At 42.4% G+C, this 24,020-nt stretch carries 20 protein-coding genes and 1 riboswitch; of the genes, 10 read left to right on the top strand and 10 right to left on the bottom strand.

Annotated elements, in window-relative coordinates:
- Nucleotides 1-38: 38 nt before the first annotated feature.
- A riboswitch (glycine riboswitch) is annotated at nt 39-173 on the top strand.
- A gap of 128 nt (nt 174-301) precedes the next feature.
- The 4 genes from ACED45_RS21105 to ACED45_RS21090 all read left to right on the top strand — a co-directional run bounded on the left by ACED45_RS21105 (nt 302) and on the right by ACED45_RS21090 (nt 5,435).
- On the top strand, nt 302-1,672 hold the full coding sequence (locus tag ACED45_RS21105) for an alanine/glycine:cation symporter family protein (RefSeq protein WP_371714929.1): 1,371 nt from the start codon (nt 302-304) through the stop codon (nt 1,670-1,672).
- A gap of 376 nt (nt 1,673-2,048) precedes the next feature.
- Complete coding sequence (locus ACED45_RS21100) at nt 2,049-2,945, top strand: winged helix-turn-helix domain-containing protein (protein ID WP_371714928.1); 897 nt, start codon at nt 2,049-2,051, stop codon at nt 2,943-2,945.
- On the top strand, nt 2,942-3,403 hold the full coding sequence (locus ACED45_RS21095) for a hypothetical protein (protein ID WP_004733570.1): 462 nt from the start codon (nt 2,942-2,944) through the stop codon (nt 3,401-3,403). The genes ACED45_RS21100 and ACED45_RS21095 overlap by 4 nt, the downstream gene beginning before the upstream one ends.
- Before the next feature lie 556 nt (nt 3,404-3,959).
- The gene (locus tag ACED45_RS21090; RefSeq protein WP_065607570.1) at nt 3,960-5,435 is read left to right on the top strand and encodes an aerolysin family beta-barrel pore-forming toxin; all 1,476 of its coding nucleotides are present in this window, start codon (nt 3,960-3,962) and stop codon (nt 5,433-5,435) included.
- 154 nt (nt 5,436-5,589) lie between these two features.
- Here ACED45_RS21090 and ACED45_RS21085 read toward each other — a convergent pair whose 3' ends face one another.
- Complete coding sequence (locus ACED45_RS21085) at nt 5,590-6,225, bottom strand: LysE family translocator (RefSeq protein ID WP_017077131.1); 636 nt, start codon at nt 6,223-6,225, stop codon at nt 5,590-5,592.
- A 283-nt stretch (nt 6,226-6,508) separates the two neighbouring features.
- Here ACED45_RS21085 and ACED45_RS21080 point away from each other — a divergent pair, with 283 nt between their 5' ends.
- The gene (locus ACED45_RS21080) at nt 6,509-8,104 is read left to right on the top strand and encodes a carboxypeptidase M32 (protein ID WP_371714930.1); all 1,596 of its coding nucleotides are present in this window, start codon (nt 6,509-6,511) and stop codon (nt 8,102-8,104) included.
- 126 nt (nt 8,105-8,230) lie between these two features.
- Here the strand turns inward: ACED45_RS21080 and ACED45_RS21075 are convergent, their stop codons facing one another.
- Entirely contained in the window at nt 8,231-9,199 is a 969-nt protein-coding gene (locus ACED45_RS21075; protein ID WP_274680994.1) for a competence protein CoiA family protein, read from the bottom strand.
- Nucleotides 9,200-10,322: 1,123 nt separating this feature from the next.
- On the opposite strand from ACED45_RS21075, the gene ACED45_RS21070 reads away from it, so the two are divergent.
- From ACED45_RS21070 to ACED45_RS21060, 3 genes are all read left to right on the top strand, one after another.
- The gene (locus ACED45_RS21070; RefSeq protein ID WP_274680995.1) at nt 10,323-10,946 is read left to right on the top strand and encodes a plasmid mobilization protein; all 624 of its coding nucleotides are present in this window, start codon (nt 10,323-10,325) and stop codon (nt 10,944-10,946) included.
- 114 nt (nt 10,947-11,060) lie between these two features.
- Entirely contained in the window at nt 11,061-12,677 is a 1,617-nt protein-coding gene (locus ACED45_RS21065; protein WP_371714927.1) for a relaxase/mobilization nuclease domain-containing protein, read from the top strand.
- Between the two features lie 403 nt (nt 12,678-13,080).
- Nucleotides 13,081-13,965, top strand: coding sequence for a hypothetical protein (locus ACED45_RS21060; protein ID WP_274680997.1), 885 nt, complete (start codon nt 13,081-13,083; stop codon nt 13,963-13,965).
- A gap of 79 nt (nt 13,966-14,044) precedes the next feature.
- Here ACED45_RS21060 and ACED45_RS21055 read toward each other — a convergent pair whose 3' ends face one another.
- Nucleotides 14,045-14,641, bottom strand: a complete 597-nt coding sequence (locus tag ACED45_RS21055) for a type IV toxin-antitoxin system AbiEi family antitoxin domain-containing protein (protein ID WP_274680998.1) — start codon at nt 14,639-14,641, stop codon at nt 14,045-14,047.
- A gap of 302 nt (nt 14,642-14,943) precedes the next feature.
- On the opposite strand from ACED45_RS21055, the gene ACED45_RS21050 reads away from it, so the two are divergent.
- Nucleotides 14,944-15,351 (top strand): LexA family protein, encoded by a 408-nt coding sequence (locus ACED45_RS21050; protein ID WP_123924934.1) that lies wholly within the window; start codon nt 14,944-14,946, stop codon nt 15,349-15,351.
- On the top strand, nt 15,351-16,610 hold the full coding sequence (locus ACED45_RS21045) for a Y-family DNA polymerase (RefSeq protein ID WP_371714926.1): 1,260 nt from the start codon (nt 15,351-15,353) through the stop codon (nt 16,608-16,610). Before ACED45_RS21050 ends, ACED45_RS21045 begins: the two co-directional genes overlap by 1 nt.
- A 346-nt stretch (nt 16,611-16,956) precedes the next feature.
- Here ACED45_RS21045 and ACED45_RS21040 read toward each other — a convergent pair whose 3' ends face one another.
- The 7 genes from ACED45_RS21040 to ACED45_RS21010 form a co-directional block, all read right to left on the bottom strand.
- Nucleotides 16,957-18,630 (bottom strand): DUF262 domain-containing protein, encoded by a 1,674-nt coding sequence (locus tag ACED45_RS21040; RefSeq protein WP_102590061.1) that lies wholly within the window; start codon nt 18,628-18,630, stop codon nt 16,957-16,959.
- A gap of 270 nt (nt 18,631-18,900) precedes the next feature.
- Nucleotides 18,901-19,614, bottom strand: a complete 714-nt coding sequence (locus ACED45_RS21035) for an NYN domain-containing protein (RefSeq protein ID WP_371714925.1) — start codon at nt 19,612-19,614, stop codon at nt 18,901-18,903.
- Nucleotides 19,615-19,930: 316 nt separating this feature from the next.
- Nucleotides 19,931-20,467, bottom strand: a complete 537-nt coding sequence (locus ACED45_RS21030) for a hypothetical protein (protein WP_371714924.1) — start codon at nt 20,465-20,467, stop codon at nt 19,931-19,933.
- A gap of 88 nt (nt 20,468-20,555) precedes the next feature.
- Nucleotides 20,556-21,194, bottom strand: coding sequence for a hypothetical protein (locus tag ACED45_RS21025; RefSeq protein WP_371714923.1), 639 nt, complete (start codon nt 21,192-21,194; stop codon nt 20,556-20,558).
- A gap of 83 nt (nt 21,195-21,277) precedes the next feature.
- Nucleotides 21,278-21,679 (bottom strand): hypothetical protein, encoded by a 402-nt coding sequence (locus tag ACED45_RS21020; RefSeq protein WP_371714922.1) that lies wholly within the window; start codon nt 21,677-21,679, stop codon nt 21,278-21,280.
- A 478-nt stretch (nt 21,680-22,157) separates the two neighbouring features.
- Nucleotides 22,158-22,367, bottom strand: a complete 210-nt coding sequence (gene xseB, locus ACED45_RS21015) for an exodeoxyribonuclease VII small subunit (RefSeq protein WP_371714921.1) — start codon at nt 22,365-22,367, stop codon at nt 22,158-22,160.
- Nucleotides 22,351-23,991 (bottom strand): exodeoxyribonuclease VII large subunit, encoded by a 1,641-nt coding sequence (locus ACED45_RS21010; protein WP_371714920.1) that lies wholly within the window; start codon nt 23,989-23,991, stop codon nt 22,351-22,353. Before ACED45_RS21010 ends, xseB begins: the two co-directional genes overlap by 17 nt.
- Nucleotides 23,992-24,020 lie beyond the last annotated feature (29 nt).

Genomic DNA, 24,020 nt, shown 5'->3' with positions numbered 1-24,020 from the left:
TTGTGCTGGAGAAATCCAGAAAAGTGAGGACTGTCGTTGGAGGAACCTCTGGAGAGAACCGTACTACTTTTTTTGTAGCAAGCGGTCGCCGAAGGAGCAAGCTTAGTGCCCGTTACTTATCTATAAGTGATTCGCTAAGTGAAACTCTCAGGCAAAAGGACAGAGGAGTGGAAAGCAACAGCCTTAATTAACAAAAGAATTCTATCTAGAAATCCGTATGTATTAAGTAGTGCTATCGATCCCTGTGATCTGCACTGCCTTCCCTCTTCTCCTTAAATTTTTAATTTATTAAGGGGAAACTATGAACCATCTACAAGCTACACTTCAAACCATCAACCAATTCGTTTGGGGACCACCACTGCTTATTCTGCTAGTGGGAACGGGGATCTACTTTACTTTTCGCTTAGGCTTACTCCAGTTTAGATATCTCCCAACCGCGCTAAAAATGGTGTTCACCAAAGACAAATCCGGTACGGGTGACGTATCGAGTTTCGCCGCTTTGTGTACAGCACTTTCCGCAACTATTGGTACAGGTAATATCGTAGGTGTAGCGACCGCAATCAAGATTGGTGGCCCTGGTGCCCTATTCTGGATGTGGCTTGCCGCTGTATTTGGTATGGCGACCAAATACGCAGAATGTCTACTTGCCGTTAAATACCGCAGAACCGATAGCAATGGCGAAATGGTTGGCGGCCCAATGTACTACCTGCAATACGGTGTCGGCTCACGAATCTTAGCGGTAATGTTCGCTGTCTTCGCGTTAGGTGTTGCCTGCTTCGGTATTGGTACCTTCCCACAAGTCAACGCTATCTTAGACGCAACTCAAATTTCATTCGGAGCTTCTCGTGAGATGTCTGCTGTCGTTCTTACGATATTGGTGGCAGTTGTAACCCTTGGTGGTATTCAATCTATCGCGAAGGTGGCAGGAAAAGTGGTTCCAACCATGGCAATTATGTACATCGTCGCCTGTTTGAGCGTGCTGATTTCAAATGCAGACCAACTACTGAATGCCATTACCCTTGTGGTTACCTCTGCGTTTACCAACACCGCTGCAACTGGTGGTTTCTTTGGTGCAAGCATCATGCTTGCTATCCAATCAGGTATCGCTCGTGGTGTATTCTCGAACGAGTCTGGTCTAGGTAGCGCGCCTATGGCAGCAGCAGCGGCTAAAACGGACTCGTGTGTGAAGCAAGGCCTTATCTCGATGACAGGTACCTTCTTTGACACCATCATCATCTGTACGATGACAGGCTTGGCGCTAATCTTAACGGGTGCTTGGCAAACCGACCTCTCTGGTGCTGCGATGACCACTCATGCATTCGCTGTGGGTTTAAACGCCGATACTCTAGGTCCAATGTTAGTTTCGATTGGCTTAATCTTCTTTGCGTTTACAACGATTTTAGGCTGGAACTACTATGGTGAGCGCTGTGTTGTTTTCTTACTAGGTACCAAAGCCGTACTGCCTTACAAAATCATCTTCATTGCGTTGGTTGCCTCTGGTGCATTCCTAAAGCTCGACATGATCTGGCTGATGGCGGATATCGTGAACGGCCTAATGGCTATCCCTAACCTAATCGGTCTTATCTTGTTACGCCACGTTGTCATCGAAGAAACAAAGCTATTCTTCAAACCTTTAACCTCTTCAAATGATTGTGAAGCCGTTAAAGCATAACTTGAATTGATTGAATACAAAGCCCGCAATAAATGCGGGCTTTTTTATTGATTCAACACTTAAAGTGACTACATTATTACTTGTCCTATATACCCACAAATATAATAAGATATTTATTCGGCGACTGTTCTAATTAAAATAATGCAAAGACTAATAAAAAGGCCACTAATAAAACCAACGCTTAATTAGATGTTACTTATATTTAACAGATTGTGTCTAAATAGCGTCATTTTTATCATAAACGAATAAGAAACATTTTGTTCCAACCACACAAAAAGACACCATAATAAAATATGTGACTTTAATTCACATATCAGTCAGTTTATAGTCATCTACACTCTTGAGAGAATTATAATAAAAATAAAATGTTGGCTATATGATCAGATTTGACCCAATTAAAAACCGTATTTATAACGACGAACGTTCTATTAAAATAGGATATCGTGAGACTCGCGTTTTAGAGTTATTACTTAAAAAATCGCCCGAAATTGTGCGCAAACAAGATATTATTAGTTTCGCATGGGGAAGCGAATTCATTGGTGATACGTCACTAGCGAAATGTATCAGCTTGCTTCGCCAAGGATTCGTTAAGCTCGGTATCAAAGAGACGCCAATCGTGACTGTGCCAAAGGTTGGTTACCGCCTTATCGATGGTTGTGTCTTGATCGAATCGCAACCACAAATTGGAGCCACTATTCCTCTCACTCCAGTGAGCGACCACATATCACTATGTCATACCAGTTCACTATGTCATACCAGTTCACTAGGTCATAGCAGTACACTAGGTAATCGCTGTTCACTAGGTCATGACAGTTCACAAGGTCAAAGCAGTACTGCGCTCTCTCTTGCAAGTAGCCATGAATCTGAACCCAAACAGACAACACCTGCTTATCATCAAGTCGGCTCATACCAAAATAGACTGTGTTATTTCACTACTGGATGTTTGCTGCTGGCATCTGCGTTGTTGGCTTTCGCTAAAGTTAATGAGAGAAACCTCAGTGATATCAACCCTGTTAATCGACTCAACGAGCAGTGGATTGGTCAAGTACAAGTTTTCCAAGATCCTGAAATGGCGATGACTCCTGAGCTAGAAAGCATCCTCTATCAGTATCAATGTGATTGTGTGGCGTACGTTAGCGAAGAGCCCGGCTATTCAGAACTCTCCGTACTCAACAAAGCAACACGCCAGTCTGTCAATATCTTTTACACGTCAACACAATTGGATCAAGCCAGCACCGAGCTGGCACTATTCTTAGAGAGAGGCCAGCTATGATGCCATTCGTTGCACTCATTTCCGCATTCGCTTTATTAGTTGGTATATGGAATATCCCTTCGCCCCAACCAAAAGAAGAGCATCGCTATCAACATAGCGTGGTGGACTTCATAGTGGATGACAATGTATTACGTACCGATGGATTAACAAAAATAAGTAACAACGAAGTCCTGCACCTTATGTCAGTCCAGGATGACAACATGCCTAACCCGATTGTCCTGAGATTCAAAGGAAAAGCTAACCCTTCTCAATCATTTTTCTTTTCTATATCTGGCACCATCGACTTAGTCTCTGTACAAAAAATAAATAAAACAATGAATGACAGCCTATTGTCGCCTTATCTTTTAATCAACAATGACCCATTAACGGTAAAGATTGACATCTTAAGTTCAAATGATTTATTTGCCATAATAAAAACGTGTAATACCGGCCGAACACAACTTCTGGCTAAGCGATAATTAGGAACAGTTTGGCCACCAGCAACCGCTACTTTATTATCAAATGACGATCCTTGTCGATATTACACATAGAAAACGGATGGTTATTTTTATTCATCTATCAGTAATACAATGACGACTTGATCCTGACTTAAAGTGTTTCAATGTTAAAAAGGTCGCACATCAAGATATCCAATCTAGATTTAGACTCATTATGGCTAAATACCCGCCTTCAAGTTACGAAAATTGTGAATGGTTATATCTAACTTTCTACTTAACCATTCACATCAAGCGTAACGAAATAACATCAAAGCGTTTTGACGTTTATGCCCAAATAATAACACTCTATTTTTCTAAAAACGGTTTGAGCCTCATCAAATAATTTCCTTTGAGTTGCATACACTTTCACCATATAAACACATTCAACAATACAACCCGATGAATTTAAAGGGTAAATTAATTCAAGGCTTTTCAGTATCTATCTATTTATCAACATGAAAAAGTGAACTTGTCTTGTTAACTACACGGCACACAAAACATTATCAAAATAGAAAAATTACAAACGAGGGAATTGTTAATGATTAGTATAAACAGAAGTCTCTTAGCAACCGCAGTGTTGTCTGTTCTATCAACCGGTGTAAACGCAAAGGTGTACCCGGATCAAATAGTGTTTGACCAACTTGGTGAAGATGTATGTCGCTCTGGTTATCGTCCTTTAGACCGTTATGAAGCCGAAGAGCAGAAGAGTGCTTTGGTCGCTCGTATGGGCACTTGGCAGATTACCGGGTTAAAAGGAAACTGGGTAATCATGGGGCCTGGTTATCATGGCGAAATTAAACAATCAAACAGCGGGTCGACGTTCTGTTATCCGAACAATGACCAATCTGAAATACCCAATTACTCTGCTAAAGCCGTCACAGAAGGCAGCGAGATAGACGTTGAATATGACTTAGTGAACAACCGCAATGATTTTGTACGCCCTCTTAGCTATCTAGCTCACAACCTAGGTTATGCATGGGTTGGCGGTAACAACAGTCAGTATGTTGGCGAAGACATGACGATTAAACGCTCGGGTGACTCTTGGATAATACAAGGTAACAACAGTGGTTCTTGTGATGGTTATCGCTGTAACGAAAAGACTAAGATCACCGTCGACAACTTCACCTACACCGTTAATGACAATAACTTTTGGCACGGCGATGTCGTCGAGTCCGATCGTGAACTGGTTAAAACGGTTTACGCAACCGCGAGAAACAGAAGCGACATCGCGCAACAAGTCGTTGTCGACCTAAAAGTCGATGAGTCTACAAATTGGTCGAAAACGAATAGCTACGGGTTCTCCGAAAGTGTTCAAACAGAGAATACATTCAAATGGCCTTTGGTTGGCGAGACTAAGCTAACGATTAAATTAGAAGCGAATCAGAGCTTCGCTGAAACCAATGGTAACTCCACGAGCGAGCAAGTCACACTTCAAGCTCGTCCTATGGTTCCAGCGAATTCAGAGCTTCCGATTCGAGTTGAGTTGTATCGTTCAACCATTTCTTATCCGTACCGATTCAACGCCGACATCAGTTACGATGTTGAGTTTAACGGCTTCCTACGTTGGGGTGGTAACGCATGGCACAGCCATCCAGACAACCGCCCTTACAAAGCTCACACCTTCACTATGGGCCGCAGCAGCAATGAATCAGCCGATATTCGTTACCAATGGGATCACAGATACATTCCAGGCGAAACGAAATGGTGGGACTGGGGCTGGGCTATCAAAGAAGCCGGTTTATCAAGCATGCAGTACGCGACTGGAGGAAGCTTACGCCCATTCCACTCCTACGTATCCGGTGATTTCAACGCTGAATCTCAATTTGCAGGCACCATTGAGATTGGCCAAGCGACACCAATTACTAACAGTGTTCGAAGCAAAAGAAGCGTTGATTCAGTCAACGAAACCACTGAGCGTATTGGCGATATCGAAGTTACCACCAACTTTAATGCAGATGAGTTGAGTGACTTAGGTTTTGAAGGCGCTGAGATGAACATTAGCGTTGTTGAATAACGCAGTGGCTCACATCTAACACACGATTTACCAGTAACAAAAAAGCCCACGGCAGTGTTTATATACAAACCTGACGTGGGCTTTCTTCTTTTTAATTCAATTGTGTAGAGCCTTTAGGACGACTCTCAATAACCTATACCCAAAACGATTCAAGTTATACTGGCTCTTCCATCAGAAGCTTAACACCCAGCCCCACCAGCACCATGCCCGTCACACCTTCCATCCATTTCATAAAACTCGCGTTCTTGAGCAAGTTTTTAGCGGAGTTAAGTGCCCCAGCCAAGCCGCATTGCCACACCATCGCAATCATAAAGTGGACCGAAGCCATCAACATAGATTGCAATAAAGGCGAACCTTCAGGGTTTACAAATTGAGGTAAGAAGGCCAGATAGAAAACCGCTGTTTTTGGGTTAAGAACGTTAGACAGAAAGCCTTCACGCAAAGAGCGCTTTGCACTGTATGCTTGCTGAGCTTGTTCACCGACCTTCAAACCACCACCGTTTTTCATCAACGCTCGTAAACTGCTTAAGCCAAGCCAGATGAGGTAAACCGCACCCACCATCTTAACGGCTTGAAAGAGTTCAGCAGACTGGGCAAGAATTGCAGAAATACCCACAGCAGAGAAAAAGGCGTGTACATAGAGGCCGCTACAAATACCAAAGCTGGTCATTACACCGTCAGATAAGCCCGAGCGGCTCGTGTTGCGAATCACCAAAGCCGTATCTAAGCCCGGCGTTAGCGTTAAAATAGTGATGGCAATTAGAAATGCCTCAAAGTTCAAAATATCCATATTATTGTCATTGTTGTTCAGCGATCTATCATCAATACCGCTTATCTGAACAATTCGCAAGCAACAATTGCCATCTGCTATACAAGTCACTGATTTTGTGCACAATGGAACAGTTTAATTTGTTAAGAAATAGTAAATTCTAGGCATCGTACTGCCTCATGCTTTTATCGCTATATCTTCAACTCCGAAGGTCAGCGTCATAAAAAAGCAGAGCCATAATCAAAGTACATGAAAGATGAACCTTCAAGCTAACGCTGTCCTAGGGATCATTTAAAGAAACCAAATTAAGAGTAGTCAAATGAGCGCATTCAAAAAACTAGTCGAGCACTCTCAAAAATGTTCACGCTTTCAACACCTAGCCTCTATTTGTGGTTGGGACCAAGCTTCCATGATGCCTGCCGGTGGTAACCAAGCTCGTAGTGAAGCGATGGCCGAGCTTTCTGTTCATATTCACGGCTTAATGACTCAGCCACAGCTTGGTGACTGGATTGCAGACGCTGAAAACGAAGCGCTAAACACCGAGCAACAATCGTCACTTCGTGAAATAAAACGCCAATGGCAACAAGCTAACCTACTTCCAGAAAAACTGGTGGAAGCAAAATCTCTAGCAGGTTCAAAATGTGAACATGCATGGCGCAGCCAACGTGGTAACAACGACTGGGTTGGATTCGAAAAGAACTGGCGTGAAGTGGTTGAGTTATCACGTGAAGAAGCACAAATCCGCGCAGATGCCGCTAACTTAACTCCTTATGATGCGATGCTGGATATCTATGAACCGGGCACCAGCTCTGCTTCACTGGATATCTTATTTGCAGACGTTAAAACATGGCTTCCAACCCTGATTGACGAAGTGATCGAAAAGCAATCGAGCGAGCAATTTAACGCGCCATCTGGTATCTACTCGACTGAGAAACAGAAAGCACTGGGTTTAGAAGTCATGAAACTGCTTCAGTTCGACTTCGAACACGGCCGATTGGATGAAAGTGTTCACCCATTCTGTGGCGGCGTACCTTCAGACGTACGTATTACAACACGCTACGACGAAGCTGAATTCGTTCAAAGCTTGATGGGTATTGTGCATGAAACAGGACACGCGCGTTACGAACAAGGCTTACCAAAACACCTAGCAGGCCAACCGGCGGGCGAAGCTCGTTCTATGGGCATTCATGAATCTCAATCTTTGTTCTTTGAGATGCAAGTTGGCCGCAGTGACCCGTTCATTGGACACTTAGCAAACTTGGCTGGTCAACAATTCTCAGGTTCAGAGTTTGAAAAAGAGAACTTCCAGAAGATCTACACGCGTGTGAAGAAAGACTTCATCCGTGTCGATGCTGATGAACTCACCTACCCCGCACACGTTATCCTACGCTACGAGATTGAGCGTGACTTGATCAACGGCAAGATCAAACACACCGACGTTCCAGAGTTATGGAATACCAAGATGCAGTCATACCTTGGCTTAAGCACTCAAGGCAATTTCACTAATGGTTGTATGCAGGATATTCACTGGACAGACGGTAAACGAACAGTGATATCACCAAGCCAAACCACTGATAAAAAAGAAAAAAGATTAAAAAAACACAATTACAAAGATGGATGCATGCAAGACATTCATTGGTGTGATGGAAGTTTTGGATATTTCCCTAGCTACACTTTAGGAGCTATGTATGCCGCACAGTTTATGGCTTCTATGAAGAATACTGTCGACGTGGATGGTGCTATTCAGGCGGGTGACCTTTCACCTATCTTTGCTTGGTTAAGCGATAACATCTGGAGCAAAGGCAGCTTATTAACAACTGACGAGCTAGTCACTCAGGCGACAGGGGAAACTCTAAACCCTCTACATTTCCAAAATCACCTTCGGAATCGTTATTTGTAATCTGGCGGTATAGACTTCGGCATAAGGTCACAATACTGTACTCGGTACTAAGGGCTATCTATAGTAAGTTGACACAGTCTCACCATAGATAGCCCTTCAAAGTCACATGTGACTAGTTAAAACAATCTAAAAATAGGTACTTAAAACTACTTTTTTAATAGCACCTGTGTGAAAAATTCCTTCGCTATAGTATTTCTGTAAGCAAGGTGCACATATCAAATTATCAATATAACCAGCCTTTTGCTGACCACACCTGACACATGGTTGCCCCTCTTCCCTAGTAGTGACCTTAGCACTAGGTACGGCTGCTCTAGCTTTTCTTAGCTTCTTGTAAGGTTTATGCTTAACAGTCTCAACAGCCGATTTGCGTAGAGTCTTTACTGGTGGGTTTCGGTCTGACTCTTCGAGCATTTCATTTAGCTTCTGACTAAGCGCTCTATGTATCGCCATATAGCGAGCATGAGCCACCCAATTTCTTTGTCCCGAATTTAGTACATAATCCATCACAAGTGATTTAAAAGACTCGTGAGTTTCATGTTCATACGTTGCGTACAATAATTGCAATGGTTCAAGATTAATATCGACAACCGAGATATCTTCATATCTATTACTGTCAATCATTGAACGACCTTGATAGCTAAAATGAATCCCAAAGGCATAACCATTTACACAACACAGCACGTCTAATTCTGAAAGTGGTGGGTTTGGCTCAACCTCAAAATCATCAATGTTCAATACGTGTGCCCGAGTCACCAGTCCAGATACTGAAACTTCCCTCCCGTACTTATCCTGCTTAGTAAGTAACAGTTTCCATTCAGGAAGTTGGATCTCAAGTTGGCTTAGTTCTCGTAAACACTGCTTGATGACTAACCTTGCAACGACACAGAATGAATATTTGCACTCTATCGTCTCACCCTGTTGCTCTTTCGACTTTTTATCGTGAGCAAAATGATGAATCATCTTCTCAGGATTGGGCCCTTTTTTTGCAACTAAGTTCTGCTTGCAGCTCGGACAAACACACGCACATGCTCTGCCCCTTTCTACTTCACTTATATCCAAATACTTGCCATCTTTGAATCCAAAAGGAATCAGCATCAGATACCTACCTTACTTCATTTCGACTTTCTGCTGGCTTGCGAGAACTATCGCAATACTAGAGTGATCTCTACTATTAATAAGCCGCCATCCTGACTCAGGAGCCTGTAACAATATTTCGATTTATTCGACATAATCGGCCAATATGCACAATATAATCAATCATAAGCATATCAATATTCTCAATCTAGCAATACTGGTATAACCTCGTTCTTCCACCATTTGCTCAAGTAAAATGTACTTCACTAACGTAGTTGCCCAAATCAGTTGAACCATATCAAGGCTTTATTGAATCTTTCATTGAGATGCAGGCTCTTTCAGACATCCCTGACTCGACGTGCATCAAAGTCTTTTGTGTAGGTGAGTGGAGTAAAAGCATAGTCCCAAATACTTATAACATGGAGAATGTCAAAGCTACACAACAGACTCATAAGACTAGGCATACTAGTGATAGGCTAAAGGCTAGCCATATCTGACATCACTGTTCTGCAAGCTAAGCAACACTACAACGGCAAACTCGAAGCATTCGCCAACGGCGGAAATAAGGAACTCTTGTGTTCCTTTCTGCCGCTAAAATACCCCACTCTAACTCTACATATTGCTCCTCAACCCTTGCGCTCACATTTGTTAGCAGATCTTTGTGACTTTACTAAATTAATTTAATCTGTATTAAGTTAAACTCCGCAAACAACCATTTTTATGAAGTAGCCTTTCTAACATAAGTATATTCCATTTTGTTAATTACTCATATTTACTGACAGATATCTGTGTGTAACCAACATCAAACAGGAAAATTAAACTCTCTAACAGATAATAATATATATGTCAGTTGATTAGTGACAACAATAGTCTTAACATATATATATGGCCAGAAAGAAATATCCCAATCGCTCTTTAAAAAATTAAATAAATGTCACACTCATTGAGTGCAGGCAGATAATTAACAATAAGGTCATCGCACTCTACAGATATTGTGCAACAAGCCAGTACTGATATTTTCTCGTTCCTCGAAAATCCCAGTTGCTTGCTCTGCGAGGCGTCCTCGGCTACGCCTGTGGTGCTCGAACCTTACGGTTCTGCGCTAAAAGCCCTACCAAAAATAATAATAATAAAGGTTACATAAATGATTAAACTAACTTTCGAAGAGCTTATAGCTCGGCTCAGCAAAAAAGAACTTGAACAAATGCGAACTGACACTTTTCAAAGTGAAGAAATGAGTAATACAGAAAAGCTCGAACGCATACAACTAATAGAAATCGCAATTAAAAAACGCTCCAAGCGTGGTCGACCTACAAAAAGCAAAGAACAGAAGCAGACAAAAAAGATTACTGCGAATGTGACCCAAGCTGAGCAGAAGCTATTGAGAGAAAAAGCAAAGCGCCTCGGCTACAAGCATATAAGCGACTACTTAAGGCACATCTGCTTCAATTTAACTCCCCAACTTAGAGTAGAGGAGACAAGTCTGCCCAATACCGCTTCTGAACAGTTCATTTCAGACACCATGGGTGAGGTCGTCAGTCTTCTTCAGTACTCGTTAATGCAAGAGAAGCTAAATAACGAAGAAGTGATGAACATTTTCAACTTTCTGCAAGACATTCAAAATGTCGTCACAGAACATCGTCAGCAGCGAATTGGAGAGTTCGATGAACAGACAGCTATCGTTATCGCAAATCAGTTCCTTAGCGCAGAGCAGCTCCAGGAGCTCGCTGATAACAAAGCACTAAATGACGAGCTATCAATTCAATAAAAACCGTAAGCTACTACAACTAAAGCAAACTTGATTTGCAAGCAAATCAAAAGCAAGTCGAGTTTTCCTTTCCTACTCCATTTACCACCAAAAATAATAATAAAGGTAACTAAGATGATCAGAGTAAGATTCAAGAACGTGCCAAGAGAAAACGGCGCAACACAGAAAGGCGAAGACCGCGCCAACTACATCGCAGGAACTACAAAGGACTTTGACCAGCTCAATGGCCTAAACAGAGCAAACTATGTAGCGGGCAAAACAAAAGACCACAATGACCACGACCCTCTGAGCTCAAAAACCGAGTTCCTGACTAGCGGTAATATCGCCTCTCCACTGCCGACTCTACTAACCCCCTTCCTGCCGCACCATCAAATGGATTGGTCGCATATTGGTAAGGAAATCGGCTCAGTGAAAAGCCAGAAAGGCTTAATAAAAGATCCGATTCACGAGATGATTAGCCTCCGAGAAGGCGAACATCTAACGCGCAAGCAATGGCTTCAACTTGCCAGAGATTACGTTAAAGAGCTAGGGCTGCAAGGCGCTAAGTACATTTTTTTTATACACCGTGACACTAAAAAAGAGCACATACACCTTGTGTTTAGCGGTACAGATGCTGTAACTAAAAAAGTACTGAATCATTGGCAAGATCGAAAGAAAGCCACCAAATTAATGAGGAAGTACGAAAGATGGTTCGGACTCGAAGCAGTACCAAATCCAGGCGAGCGCCTTGACCAAGATGTTACAGAAAACTACACCAATAAAAGTAAGATTGGCAAATCGAAAGCCGCAAGGCAGACAAGTCAGAAAGCAAGGATTGCTAGAGCTATCAGCAGCGTCATCAAGCAAAACAAGGTTCTTGATTACCAACCAACCCTTTTAGAGTTTTTAGAACAACTTGAACTTGCTGGAGTAGCTGCAAGTCTTAGCTACAAAAAACTTGGCGACAAACACCCCTCTGGAATTAGCTACAGACTGTCTCGGAACGCCAATAAGAGCCAAGCTGCCAACAATGGCACTAACACGGCAAAATACATTCCAAGCTCAAAGATGGGCCATGGCGGCATGTATAACTTTAAAAAGCTAATGGAGTCTGAGTGCTTTATGTTGAGCGACAAGGAAGCCAACTTGGTTCGCAGAATGAACATGGAAGAAGGCGCTCGAAAATATGGTATGAAAGCAGACCCTGACGTTAAGCTCGGCTTCAATCAGCTCATTGAGGATAACGCCTACTGCAACGTGGTGTGCCGCTACAAGCTCAAGGATGAAGCCAAGGTCAAAGCAGCTATCAATTCGGTCAACCTGCCTATCTACGACAGACTGTTTAACCAATCTGGTGAGAAAGACTTCCTGACGTTCAACCCCAAGCTTCGCGCATTTGTCATTCGCGTAAAAGCAACCAAGCGCCGCTGGCATAAGTTCGAGTACAACCAGCAATGGTCGAACAACACAAAGATGACTAAGGGCGAATTCAATGCTTTGGTTAATCAACGTATGGCAGAAATGCTCATCGAATTCATAGAAAGGATTCTTCAAATGTTTGGCATTATTGTGATGGAAATTGAAACGCATGCGGGCGACTACCAAACGCAAGGTGACTTCAAACTTAAGCACAGTGCGCAGCCTCAGATACTCCGTGAGGACGATTTGGAAAATACCCTGAGCCGCATTGGTGGCGGCGACATCGTAGCCCCTACCAAAAACCATGACTTGAGTTCAAGTATTTCCTTCTAACTCCAGCCACCTAAGGGTGGCTTTGCTTTTGCTATCAATCCATCTTAAGCCATTGATTTAAAGTGAAGTAATATTGGCCAACATGACACTTGTAACTTGCGTCAATTATATTAATTGGTAGATATATCTCTCCCACAACTTGCTGACATTTAATATTATAAACACCACATTAAAGCATCTTAAAATATAAAGATCACACAACATAACAAATTAATTAATTTGGTAAACCAATCGGTTTTTTATTCAATATTTATTAAAAACCACAAACCTAACAAAAACATTTAAAATAATCACATAATACATAAAATTAATTTATCAATTACTCACAAATATCCTTGACCTTAACATGAGTTAATGCAATCATATATTAAAGCCAATAAAAATAATAATAAAGGCATTTAAAATGACTATCGAAGAACAAGCAATCGCACTGCGAAATAAACTAAAAACCCCATCTGAGATTGAATCTGAAAATAGCGAATACTCCATTTCGTACAGCAAGGTCTTTCCAGATATCGAAGATATTGAAGAGCTGGCAACAATAAAAGACAAGGCGGTTAGTCTTCACATCCGCGCACTAATTAAAAGGGGCGATGAGGTTATTCTCAGCAAGCCTATCATCACCATTCCACTGCATCAGCTAACAAAAATGCCAGTGAGCAGAATGGAGGTTGTGCAGCTATACGCAACAGATTATTACAATCCTGAGGCGCATGGGATGAACATGCACCTCAAACCAAGGTACTTTGAAGAAATGAAACCGTTTCTTCAGTACGCAATCTTACAAAAGCAAATCTCAGCAAAGACTCTGGATAAACGCAGAGACAAATTTGAGCACACGGACGGTTGCATGGTTTACAACAGCGCTAAACCAATACATGAGTTGTGTGACTGGATCGGAGAAATTGAAGAACTAGGCGTCGTGGAACTACGAGCAGATGAAGCACAAGACATTCAGCAGGCAGTTGCTAGGCTTGAATCTATTCTTGCGAATATGGGCTACGCATCGAAGAGCTTCAATGTTGAAAAATATCAGGATGATGAAATCGCCGAGTCTGTTGATAGCAAGTACAACATCAACAATCGCAGGATCAGGAAAGACGCAAGTAAGACAAAAGAAGAGAAGCAGGCAGAACTTGATCAGGACAGAGCGGCACGATTCACAAACTGCGATGAAGCCAATCTGGACGGACTGCCATCATCGGCAACTACAAACACTGTTTCAAACTCCCGCATTGCATATGAGATTGCATGTGGGAGAACAGTCAAAGAAGGCAGAAAGAAATAAACTCGCCCCTTCGCCAACGGCGGCATCAATTAAAAACAAACGAGAGAGCCAGCGGCCCTCTCGTTAATCTCCAATTCTGTCAGAGCGTCAAGCTTAGCGCCTGCATGTAGGGCATCATCACATTCGTCATTCGGTAGCGTTTAGCGCATTCCCAAAGCCGTTCTTGATTCAGCCTGTTGGCCCGCTTCGCTTCTGCAAGAGCCTCAATGGCAACGTCAATGCCAATTTTGTTGCGGAACTTAAAGCAATCAATGATTGTTCGCTCGATATCTGTAACTAGCACAGGAACACCATCAATCTGTGTGGATATAACCCCAAAATCTTCAGTCTCTCGACTGCGAATGATTCGAATGCTTGGGTATTTAATGTTTGGTGCCCTATCGCCTTTTTTAATGCATAGCCATACTTGGAAAGGGGCTTGGGTAGTAAGATTATGGTATTTGAGAGCGGATAGAAGACAGATAATGCCATTTTTCGCTCTGGCTCCAACCTCAGCAAACGACTGCATCTCCGATTCTTCTCGTCCAACATAGCCGTAAAGCCCTCTTTGTAGCCTTTCCAGAAGTTTCTTTTCCACTGCGCGACCAAGAGCTGCACGCGTTATGCCTAATTGTGCGGCGTCTGATGTGGTAAATATTGATAGTTCTTTAAGCTTATCTAGGTGTGATGGATTCATAAATAATGATACGTTTTGCTATACATTATCTAGATTGTATGTCGTAAAGTATCATCAAGGCATTGTTCATTGTTGAATTGAGTCAAAAGTCACATTGTAGGACGTTTCGATGTTAGAGTTTTGATCCTACAGAATCGGTTAAATATCTCGCTAACGCCAATAGTAATTTTACGAAATCATAGGAGCCCGCCTTCAAAACGCAACATTAAATTTGCTGAGACATTGCGCAAACAGTTCACACCCACTTGCCAAAATGACTTTTCCACACCAAAATAATACTGTCTATTTGTACAGTATTATTTATGAAAGTTATTCCAATTAGCGCACATGCTGGCATCACTGGATTTGAGTCTCCAGCTACCGAGTACACTCAACTATCTCTAGACCTCGACGAGCTTTTAGTCGAGCACCCCAGCGCAACATTTATTGGGCGTGCATGTGGTGACTCTATGCAAGGGCTTGGCATATTTGATCAAGATTTGCTGATCGTTGATCGACATGTGGATGTGAAACAGAACGACGTTATCGTCGCGAACCTTAATGGTGAATTCATATGTAAGCAGATTGATATCCATCGCAAGCTGCTACTATCAGCAAACAATAAATACCAACCAACCCTAATTACGGAATGTGATTCCTTCTCTTTAGAAGGTGTGGTCATCCGATCCATACGTTGTCACAGGCCAAGCCACCTACTGAGAACAAAATAGTGTATGCCTTAGTCGATGCGAACTCATTTTACTGTAGTGCTGAGCAAGTCTTTCGTCCCGATTGGCGAGGTAAGCCAGTAGTTGTTCTTTCGAGCAACGACGGGTGCGTGGTGGCTGCGAATCGACAAGCCAAAGACGCGGGCATTGAGAAGTTCAAACCGTTCTTCCAAGTTAGAGCACTTTGTGAACAGAAAGGCGTAATCGCCTTATCATCCAATTATGAGCTGTACGCCGACCTCTCGTCCAAAATGATGCAAGTAATTGGTCGATTCGCTCCAGAACAACACATCTACAGTATCGATGAATCTTTCCTATCGTTCGAACGTTGTTACCCTGCCATTCCATGCCTGAAAACGCATGGAATGAAGCTGAGACGAGCTGTATGGCGAGAATGTCGCTTACCAGTTTGCGTCGGCTTTGGCCCAACTCTTACACTAGCAAAAATCGCTAATCATGCCGCCAAGAAGATATACGGGTATGACGGCGTCTGTGTACTCGATAACGTACAAGAGCGCAGAGCCATACTGTCAAAGCTAAACTCTGGTGACGTCTGGGGCATTGGTAAAAAGATTCAAGCTCGATTGAAGTTTATGGGCATCAATACAGCTCTAGAACTCGCTGACTATCCACCAGCGCTCGCTCGTAAAGAGTTTAACGTCGAAATCGAACGCACTATCCGTGAACTTAACGGCCAACCATGCAAAGCTTGGGATCAATCGCGGGCCGACAAAAAACAAATTTACTCTACAAGGAGTGCTGGTGAGCGTATTACCGACTTGGAATCATTGCGCCAAGCTTTAGCAAAGCATGCGAATATAGCATCGTCAAAGGCGCGTCAGCAAAACAGCCTGTGTAAAGTCATGTTGTGTTTTGCTAATAGCTCGCCGTTCGATGAGAAGGCCGTAACGCGAAGAGCGGTACATAGGTTTGCCTACCCTACTTCAGATGTCACACAGATCACCAAAGCTGCCACTTTACTGGCAGAAGAGCTATTTTGTGAAGGCGTTCGCTTCTACAAAATTGGCGTAGGATTGCTGGACTTAACCGATGGCAAACATGAACAGTCAGATCTGTTTAACCCTATGCCCAACGACCCAAAACTCATGTCTGTGTATGATTCGCTGAACCAACGTTATGGCTCTGATACCTTGTTTCTGGGAGCACAAGGAATAGCGCAGAAATGGGGTATGCGGCGTGAGATGCTAACGCCGCACTACACAACGAAATGGCAAGACTTGCCAGTCATCAAGTGCGGGTAAAGTCGTTAATCCTCATGCAATATAAGGACGCTGACCAACAGTGAACTAGCTATCGCGCTTAGCTCAGTTATGCCCTATCCCTTGTTTCGACCGATTTAACACAGATATCACCAAAGCCTCATTTGACTTATTTTTTCCAATCTAACTGCGTGACCAAACTCCGTATGCCACTACATTTCTATGGGGTTTAATCTGCTATCGATTTTTGTAAATCATTGGGTGCAAAATCACAGGTGAATATCTGAAAATCAGATCCCTTGTACTTCTTCATAACTTTGCGACATATATGAACCGTTTTTTGCCACTATTCAGTCTCAATAGGTTCTGGATAGTGGCTGGTTACCCTTTATCGAAATGACCACTCAGTGATCGCAAAGTCCACGATTTTGTTATGCCGTTCATCTATCGCTTCACTATCCCACACTGGGTTCTCGCTATCTTTAACGAAAGAAGCAATCTCAGCCTGTTGGTTGAGAATGGGGTTCTTTCTGTAAGACATTAACTTATCGGCAAATGGTTTGTTTCCGATGGACGCATTGTGCGACCCTGATATGAGCATGAGGTTACCAAGACAATTGAGGTATTCAGAGCTAAAGTCTTCGGAATATTCACCCTGCTCATTTAATTCATATCCTGTTTCGAGAGGACTTCCATCAGTAGGCGTGCGCGGTGCTATATGTTCAATTTGTTGGTTAGTAATCTTGAACCCTTCGACTGAATATCCCGCTCTCTGAAGATAACTCTCGTAGCTCCAAAGTAGGTAGCTTAGGACATTATTTCCGTACATCCCACCATGTAGATAGTTCTTCGTATTTGTATCACTCCAATACCATGTATCGTTGAGCTTACTTGTTATTTTTTCTGACAAGACAGCATTGTTGCCATCGTAGGAGAGCAGAATTTCATTGAGACGCTCTTGGATATTCGCACGACTATTGATGAGCTTAGCCCTAAAGGTTATCACTTCAAGAATGCGGAAAAGAGTTGGGAGATCTGAAGAGTTATAACGGTAGCCCTTAATAATGAATGGGTAAATGTACGCGGGGATCCCAAGTTTAAACAGCCTTTTCGCATACAGACTCTCTTCATGTTGAAATTTATCTATGGCCACGAATGAATCGTTTAAACTTCGAACGTACTCTTTTATCCAGGTAACTTTGTCATCTTTGTTGCGGAAAGCTTCCTTCAAGTCATCCAAAGTGCGGTAGGCATACCCCTTGATATACGCATTGTTGTGGTAAATCAGCACACTATCTTCATTAATCCGCTCTATGTTGTTGATTACCTGATAAATGCGTTTAAATATGTTCGATACAAATTCGATATTGTTATCAACATCGTCAGCAGGGCTATTCACGTACATCTGATACATGAAATACGATTTGACCTTTTCCATATTGGTCAATTCTTTGCCTCTATTATTTTCCAGCTCAAACATCAGAGCCGCATCCTTCTTACCCTCCAACTCGATGATCGTAAGGTCGGTATTTTCAAGTTTCTCTTGGATACTGACAAGGCGTGCGGTATCAAGTTTAGAGAGTTGTTTAGTGAAGTACGCCTTCGCTTCAAGTAGTTTCTTTTGTGATGGAGAGTAGGCATCAAACTGATCGTGATTTTCGACAATTAGGCAGTCATAACAACTTCTATCATATTCAACTGGGCGGAGTTTAATATTTTTATCTCTGATGAATGCTTCTTCAGTGTCATCAATGTCAAAATCATGCTCTGACAGATCATTTCGTGTCTTTAATACATTGAGTAGAGAGCGAACAAATATAGTAATGGTAGTGACCCTTTGCTGGCCGTCAATGATTTCGTATAACTTATTCTTTTCAACGCATTCAAGAAGAATATTCCCGAAAAAATAGTTGTTTTCTCCATCTACTTGCTCATAAAGATCTGACAAGAATTCATTCCAGTTGTTCTCTCCCCAAGCATAAGCCCGCTGGTATACAGGGATCTCGTAACTAACCTTGGAGGGCTCAAAGAAAGCCAATACTGTGGTTTGATTAAAGTTCATTTCACTTCCATTACTAAATATTATAAAGTGTTTAACATCAATAGGTTAATCATATCGGATGCAGTAAAAGGAAACAGTGAATAATGCAGTGTTTTTTGATTCATTACATTAGAACCCATATTTGGGCTTGTAGTGGTTCACTAAAACTGGCCACTGATATAGAGTTTTCCCATATTTTATTTATGCGAACAAGGCAGACACTGATGGCATTCGTAACTCAGAAATGTCCACTTCCGAGCTACAGACCCCGTGAGCACGATCACGTAGCTCTCACTGCTTACTGCCTTTGGTCACGAGTCTAAATTCCAAACCCGATTGCTTCGATTGACGTGTCGAGTAACGATTAGGGAACTTGTCGAAAAAGTCAGACAGCTTCTTCAAACCATAATTACGCGGATCAAAGTCAGGTTTCAAACGTTTTAGGTACTGCCCTACTTCGCCCAGTTTTGCCCAACCAGATTCATCACGGTAGTTTTGCCAAGCGCGGTGCATCAGTTGCCAGATCTCTTTCTCAACACCAGTTATCTGAGTGGACTCTTCCTGTGGCTTATCCCCGTTTAGGTTTTCAATAGCGACAAAATCATCACAAGCATTTTTAAACGAAGCTGGCGTCATTGCCTTACCAACCCCTATAACAAACATTTCAGACTCTCTCAGCCTTGTTGCTAGGCTAGTGAAATCACTATCACTTGAGATGAGTGCAAAAGCATCGAACCTCTGGCTATAAAGCAAATCCATCGCGTCAATAATCATCAATGCATCAGTAGAGTTCTTACCTGTTGTGTATGCAAATTGCTGCTTCGCTTGAATAGCAAGCTCATTGAGGGGTTGTTTCCAGTTTTTGAGTTGCTCAGTTGAGAAGTCACCATATGCACGCTTAACGATGATTTGGCCGTAACTTGACAGCTCTTCGATGATTGAACTCAATTTAGAATGTGGCGTGTTCTCTGAATCAATAAGAACAGCAATTTTACGACTTCCCATGTACCGCTTCCTTCTTCTATTCATGGGAATAGTATCTAAGTCATCACGAAAATGCCATTACATGCATATGAGGTTAAATGAAAATTTAAGGATTGGAATCCCATGAGCTAACGCCCATGAATCTATCGAATTATTCAAAGCGGCAGCTTTGGCTAAAGGAAAAGCCACTTTTACTCTTTTATATATAAATAGAGAAAGTGGCCTGTAGATGCTGAACTGGTACTAACGCTATCAAATCATCAGCTCTGTTGTTCTCGCTGTTTTCGTGTTAAATCATATCTGCCAACAGACAACTATATTCCTGTTAACTATCAGATCACCGACCTCCCATTTTCCACATTAGCGCCTTCTTCGTTAATCTATGTGGGGGCTTCTGCATCCACCGACTCATTTGAACCTCGCCATTTGAGCGACTTCCCAATTGCTTTTTCATAGCAATCATCAACTCTCGCGACAACCCTGGTGGCATTGTTATTGAGCGTAATCCCCTCAATACATTAGTAGAAGAATCAACAATATGGATATCAATACAATATCTTGACTCTGGTGTGCTCAATTCTCCCATGACAATGTCAGGAATTAACCTCGCGTCAAAAGGGCTATCAAGTGTCGCTACCTTTGTCTTGCCATCTCGGAACTGCCAAAGCAACAAAATAGCGCCATCCTTTTCAAGTAGACCGCAATGCAACTCACCACGACGTAAGATGCTCTCTTCGTATTGAGAGATATCAGGCATAGTAACTATCAGCCTGTTACCAGATGGTCGCATCAATTCTGCAATGGCACCTTGTCCGTGTACGGGAAGCTGCATTGGATAGCATTGACCTACCGACATCATATCTACTTCATTCATAATAGATTACCTTTATTTTTAATTATTAGTGGTGTGAAGAAGCCAGCCGCACTGCTTATATGCAGCCAGCTTCCAGTAATTTATATGACTATTTGGTTATCTTGACGTCAAACCGATCGTCTTGATGTATCTCAAGGATCGCTGAAGGTATTTGTAGACGAAGGACTGAGTCTTCGTTGAGGATAGTCGCCCAATTCTTATGGGAACCACCCGAAGTTGCATATCCAGATATGAGCGCAATATCGCTATCAATACGAGCACCTGAATCACGCCCAAAAGCTCTACAAAGTGGGCGACCTAGAAACTCAATGCCTTTACCGTATTCGCGAATTTCTTCGATTGCAGTGATCTCTACCGTTATGGGTGCGCTATTGTAGATTTCGTCCAACTCTTCTACCTCGTCAGAGACAAAACCAGGAAATATCCATGCGTTTTGCTCTTTGTCCCATGTGCCACCTAACCAACGGCATTCCTCGACAAGAAGAGAGTTGTAATCTGACTTGAGCGACACTATACCCTGCTCTGCTTGAGCCTCCGCACTAGCGCTAAGTTTATAAATTAAGTCGGTTCCGTACTTAGATCGTACAGAGATATCTTCTACTGCGAGGCAGTGTTCACCAAGCTCTAAATTTTCAGAATTCGAATCAATAAGCAGTTTACATTTGTGTTTGCTTGCCGTTTCTGCGGCGAAATATTTGCGGTTTCTTTTTATTATGTTGAGAATCATTATTTTTCCTTTTTATCTATTAATCATAGTGTTGCATTCCCCTTAATTTTTATGCTGATGCCCTACTATTAGGGCTTTTTTAATTAATCCTGTATGTCAGGACAAACTATCCTTTGCGTATCACGAGTGATTTTGTAAGCAATTTGCTCCTTGTACTTCTCTAGATTGTGGATCTGGATATCTGCTGGAATCCCCGTATCACGACGAACGCCCACCAATTTCCAGCCTTTAGTGTTCCGAACTAAATCGACGAATGTGGCCTGTGGCACACCATTATAGGCACTAGCGACCTTGGTATAGACCGTAATACTTGCCTCGATACCTCGCTGATCATGCTTGTACAGTACGTCATCCAAAGTCTGTTGAAGCGTACTGACCTTCTCGTAAAAATTATCCAGTGATAACGTTCTGGCTCGTGATCTTGATTGCACTTTCTCGAGCTCTTCTTTTACGTTACGGATCTCTGTGTTTGATTTTTTTGTCATTGCAAAAAGCCTTTATATTGTTGTGATAGTTGTCTTTTTATTATTGTTTTTGCCTTCGACAGGAATAGTAACCCCAAAGAAATAGACTCTTCAAGTCATTGATTTAATTGAAAATATTATAAATAATAATTGAATTACAGATTATTATTTATAATAGTAAAAAATCAGCAAAAATCACTATTATTCAAATAGTTAAGACCAAGTTGAGTCAATACTTGTGAAAGTTGGTTCGAATGGATGCGATAAAATTAAATTACATCTATTTGATGTGGATCAATTTTGATTGTGTAGTCACAGCTTCTCAGTCTACAGTTGAAATGATATTCAGAATGGTCTTGTAAGACTGTGCTTGGCGGATTAGATACTGGAGGCCTTTAAAAATAATTCGAGGATTGCGTCAATCAGAGCCCAATGGCACTCCCCATTTTTGATTAGAGGTAAAGGCATGAGTAGCCTTTACCTCCGTAAGTTTTACATTTTACTGGCTAGAACTCGCCTGCTGCTCTATCTCTTGCAGCATTTTTTCTACTTGCTGAATACGGCTCATGCAGTGCTGATAGGCTTCTGTTCCCTGTTTTACCAATGGAATGATGCGATCAACATCAGGGACATTTTGCTGAGAAAGCTCCTCTGCTGCTGATTTAAGCTTTGAGTAATTATCCATGTAACTGCTAGTTTGTTGGTTCATTCTTCGCATCCTTCTGGAAAGAGTGGTTGGTTACCGTCGCACTGCCATCATGCAATTGGACTGTATACTGTTGATTATTTTCAAGTTGTTGAGTGCTTTTAATTACGTGGCCTTCATCATCACACATCAGTGCGTAGCCACGTTCTAAAACTCTCTGAGGGTCATAGGCCTCGATTAATCGCTTGTCATTTCGGACTAAATCTTGGTGAGTAGACAAAGCCCTCTTGGCATTCACAAAGAGAACATTTGTATCTTGTTGGATCTCATGTTGTTGGCTTTGTACATGCATCCGCGCATACATAACCAATGAGTTTGAGGCTGCAACCGTCTGATTACGGGCAATATATATCGAGGTTTTGGAAGACTGGTTCAGGTTGAGCCAAAATTGACGAGTGTCTCGTTTATGGTTGTGAACCCGATGTTCTGCTAACTGCTTTAAGTCCCTGTAGTCCGATAAAACATTTTGCTTCGCAAGCATCAGGACAGCGGCACTCGATTGTTTCATAATCTGCTGCTCCGCAAGGACGGCAGATTTGGAGCCACTCAGCGCCTTGTTTGCTTGATGAAACACTTGCTCATGAAGGCGATTAAGCGCAATACGTGATGAATTAAATTTCTGGTTTGCGTTGGCACTAAGGTATTGGAACTGTCGATTAACCAAGTCTCCATTTTCTCTCACTCGGTTTTGGGCTCGCTCGAACAAGCGTTCCCCAAGCTCTACAGCGTTCTTGCGCCAATAACTTAATGAGGCACTCTGTCCTGCACCAATGCGTTCTTTCTGGTGTGTAATTGATTGACGCTGTTGGTCACATATCGACTGCGCTACGTTTTGAAGCGTTGAATAGCTCGCACGAACAGATTGAACATTTTGAATTATCGTATGTTTGATATGATCAATGACTTTAGTCGGCGTAGCAAAGAATTGATTAGCAAATTCATCAAGGATGACAGAGTCCGTACTGTGCCCAATCCCAGTGAAAACAGGGTATGGGCAACGGCAAACCAATCGTGCCAGTTTCGGTTCGCTGAGTTCGTTAAGCCCAGCCTTATCACCACCGCCTCTAATCACGCACACTGCATCATAGGCATGTTCATTTTGAACCAGTTCAGTAAACGCCATCTCGATAGCGCGTATCCTAGCTTCACCTTGGAACGATGCGTAGAAATAGTCGAACTGACATAGATTGTGCTGTTCAAGCAAGTGCGCCACACTGCGAAAGTCACTTAACCCAGCCGCATTTTGCGGTGCAATCACGGCAACCCTTGTAAACTCCGTAGGCGTTCTCAAGCGTTGATTTAAATCTGCTTCTCTTTTATCGGCCAGCCAATTGCGGATCTGCTGTAGTTTTAACTCAAATGCTCCAATCGTGTAGCTGGGATTAATATCTACGATGGTCAAGTTGAGTCCATACTTAGTATGAAACTGAACTTCTACTAAACAAAGAATACTCAACCCTTGAGAAAGGGTCATTTGAGTACTCTTTTCAAACTCCTCAATGATGGAAATTCGACTCGACCAAATAACCGCACGCGCTTGTGACTCCGACCCACCCTCGTTGGCATCCGTCAATTGTAGGTAAACATGCCCAGATTGGTTTTGATCCGCACCAGCAGTTTTGGACACTGAGTTAAGTGAGTACAATCACTAATGAG

It is taken from the genome of Vibrio crassostreae (genome assembly GCF_041439375.1).
GTDB lineage: Bacteria > Pseudomonadota > Gammaproteobacteria > Enterobacterales > Vibrionaceae > Vibrio > Vibrio crassostreae_D.
This window is presented reverse-complemented; position numbering and strand designations above follow the sequence as displayed.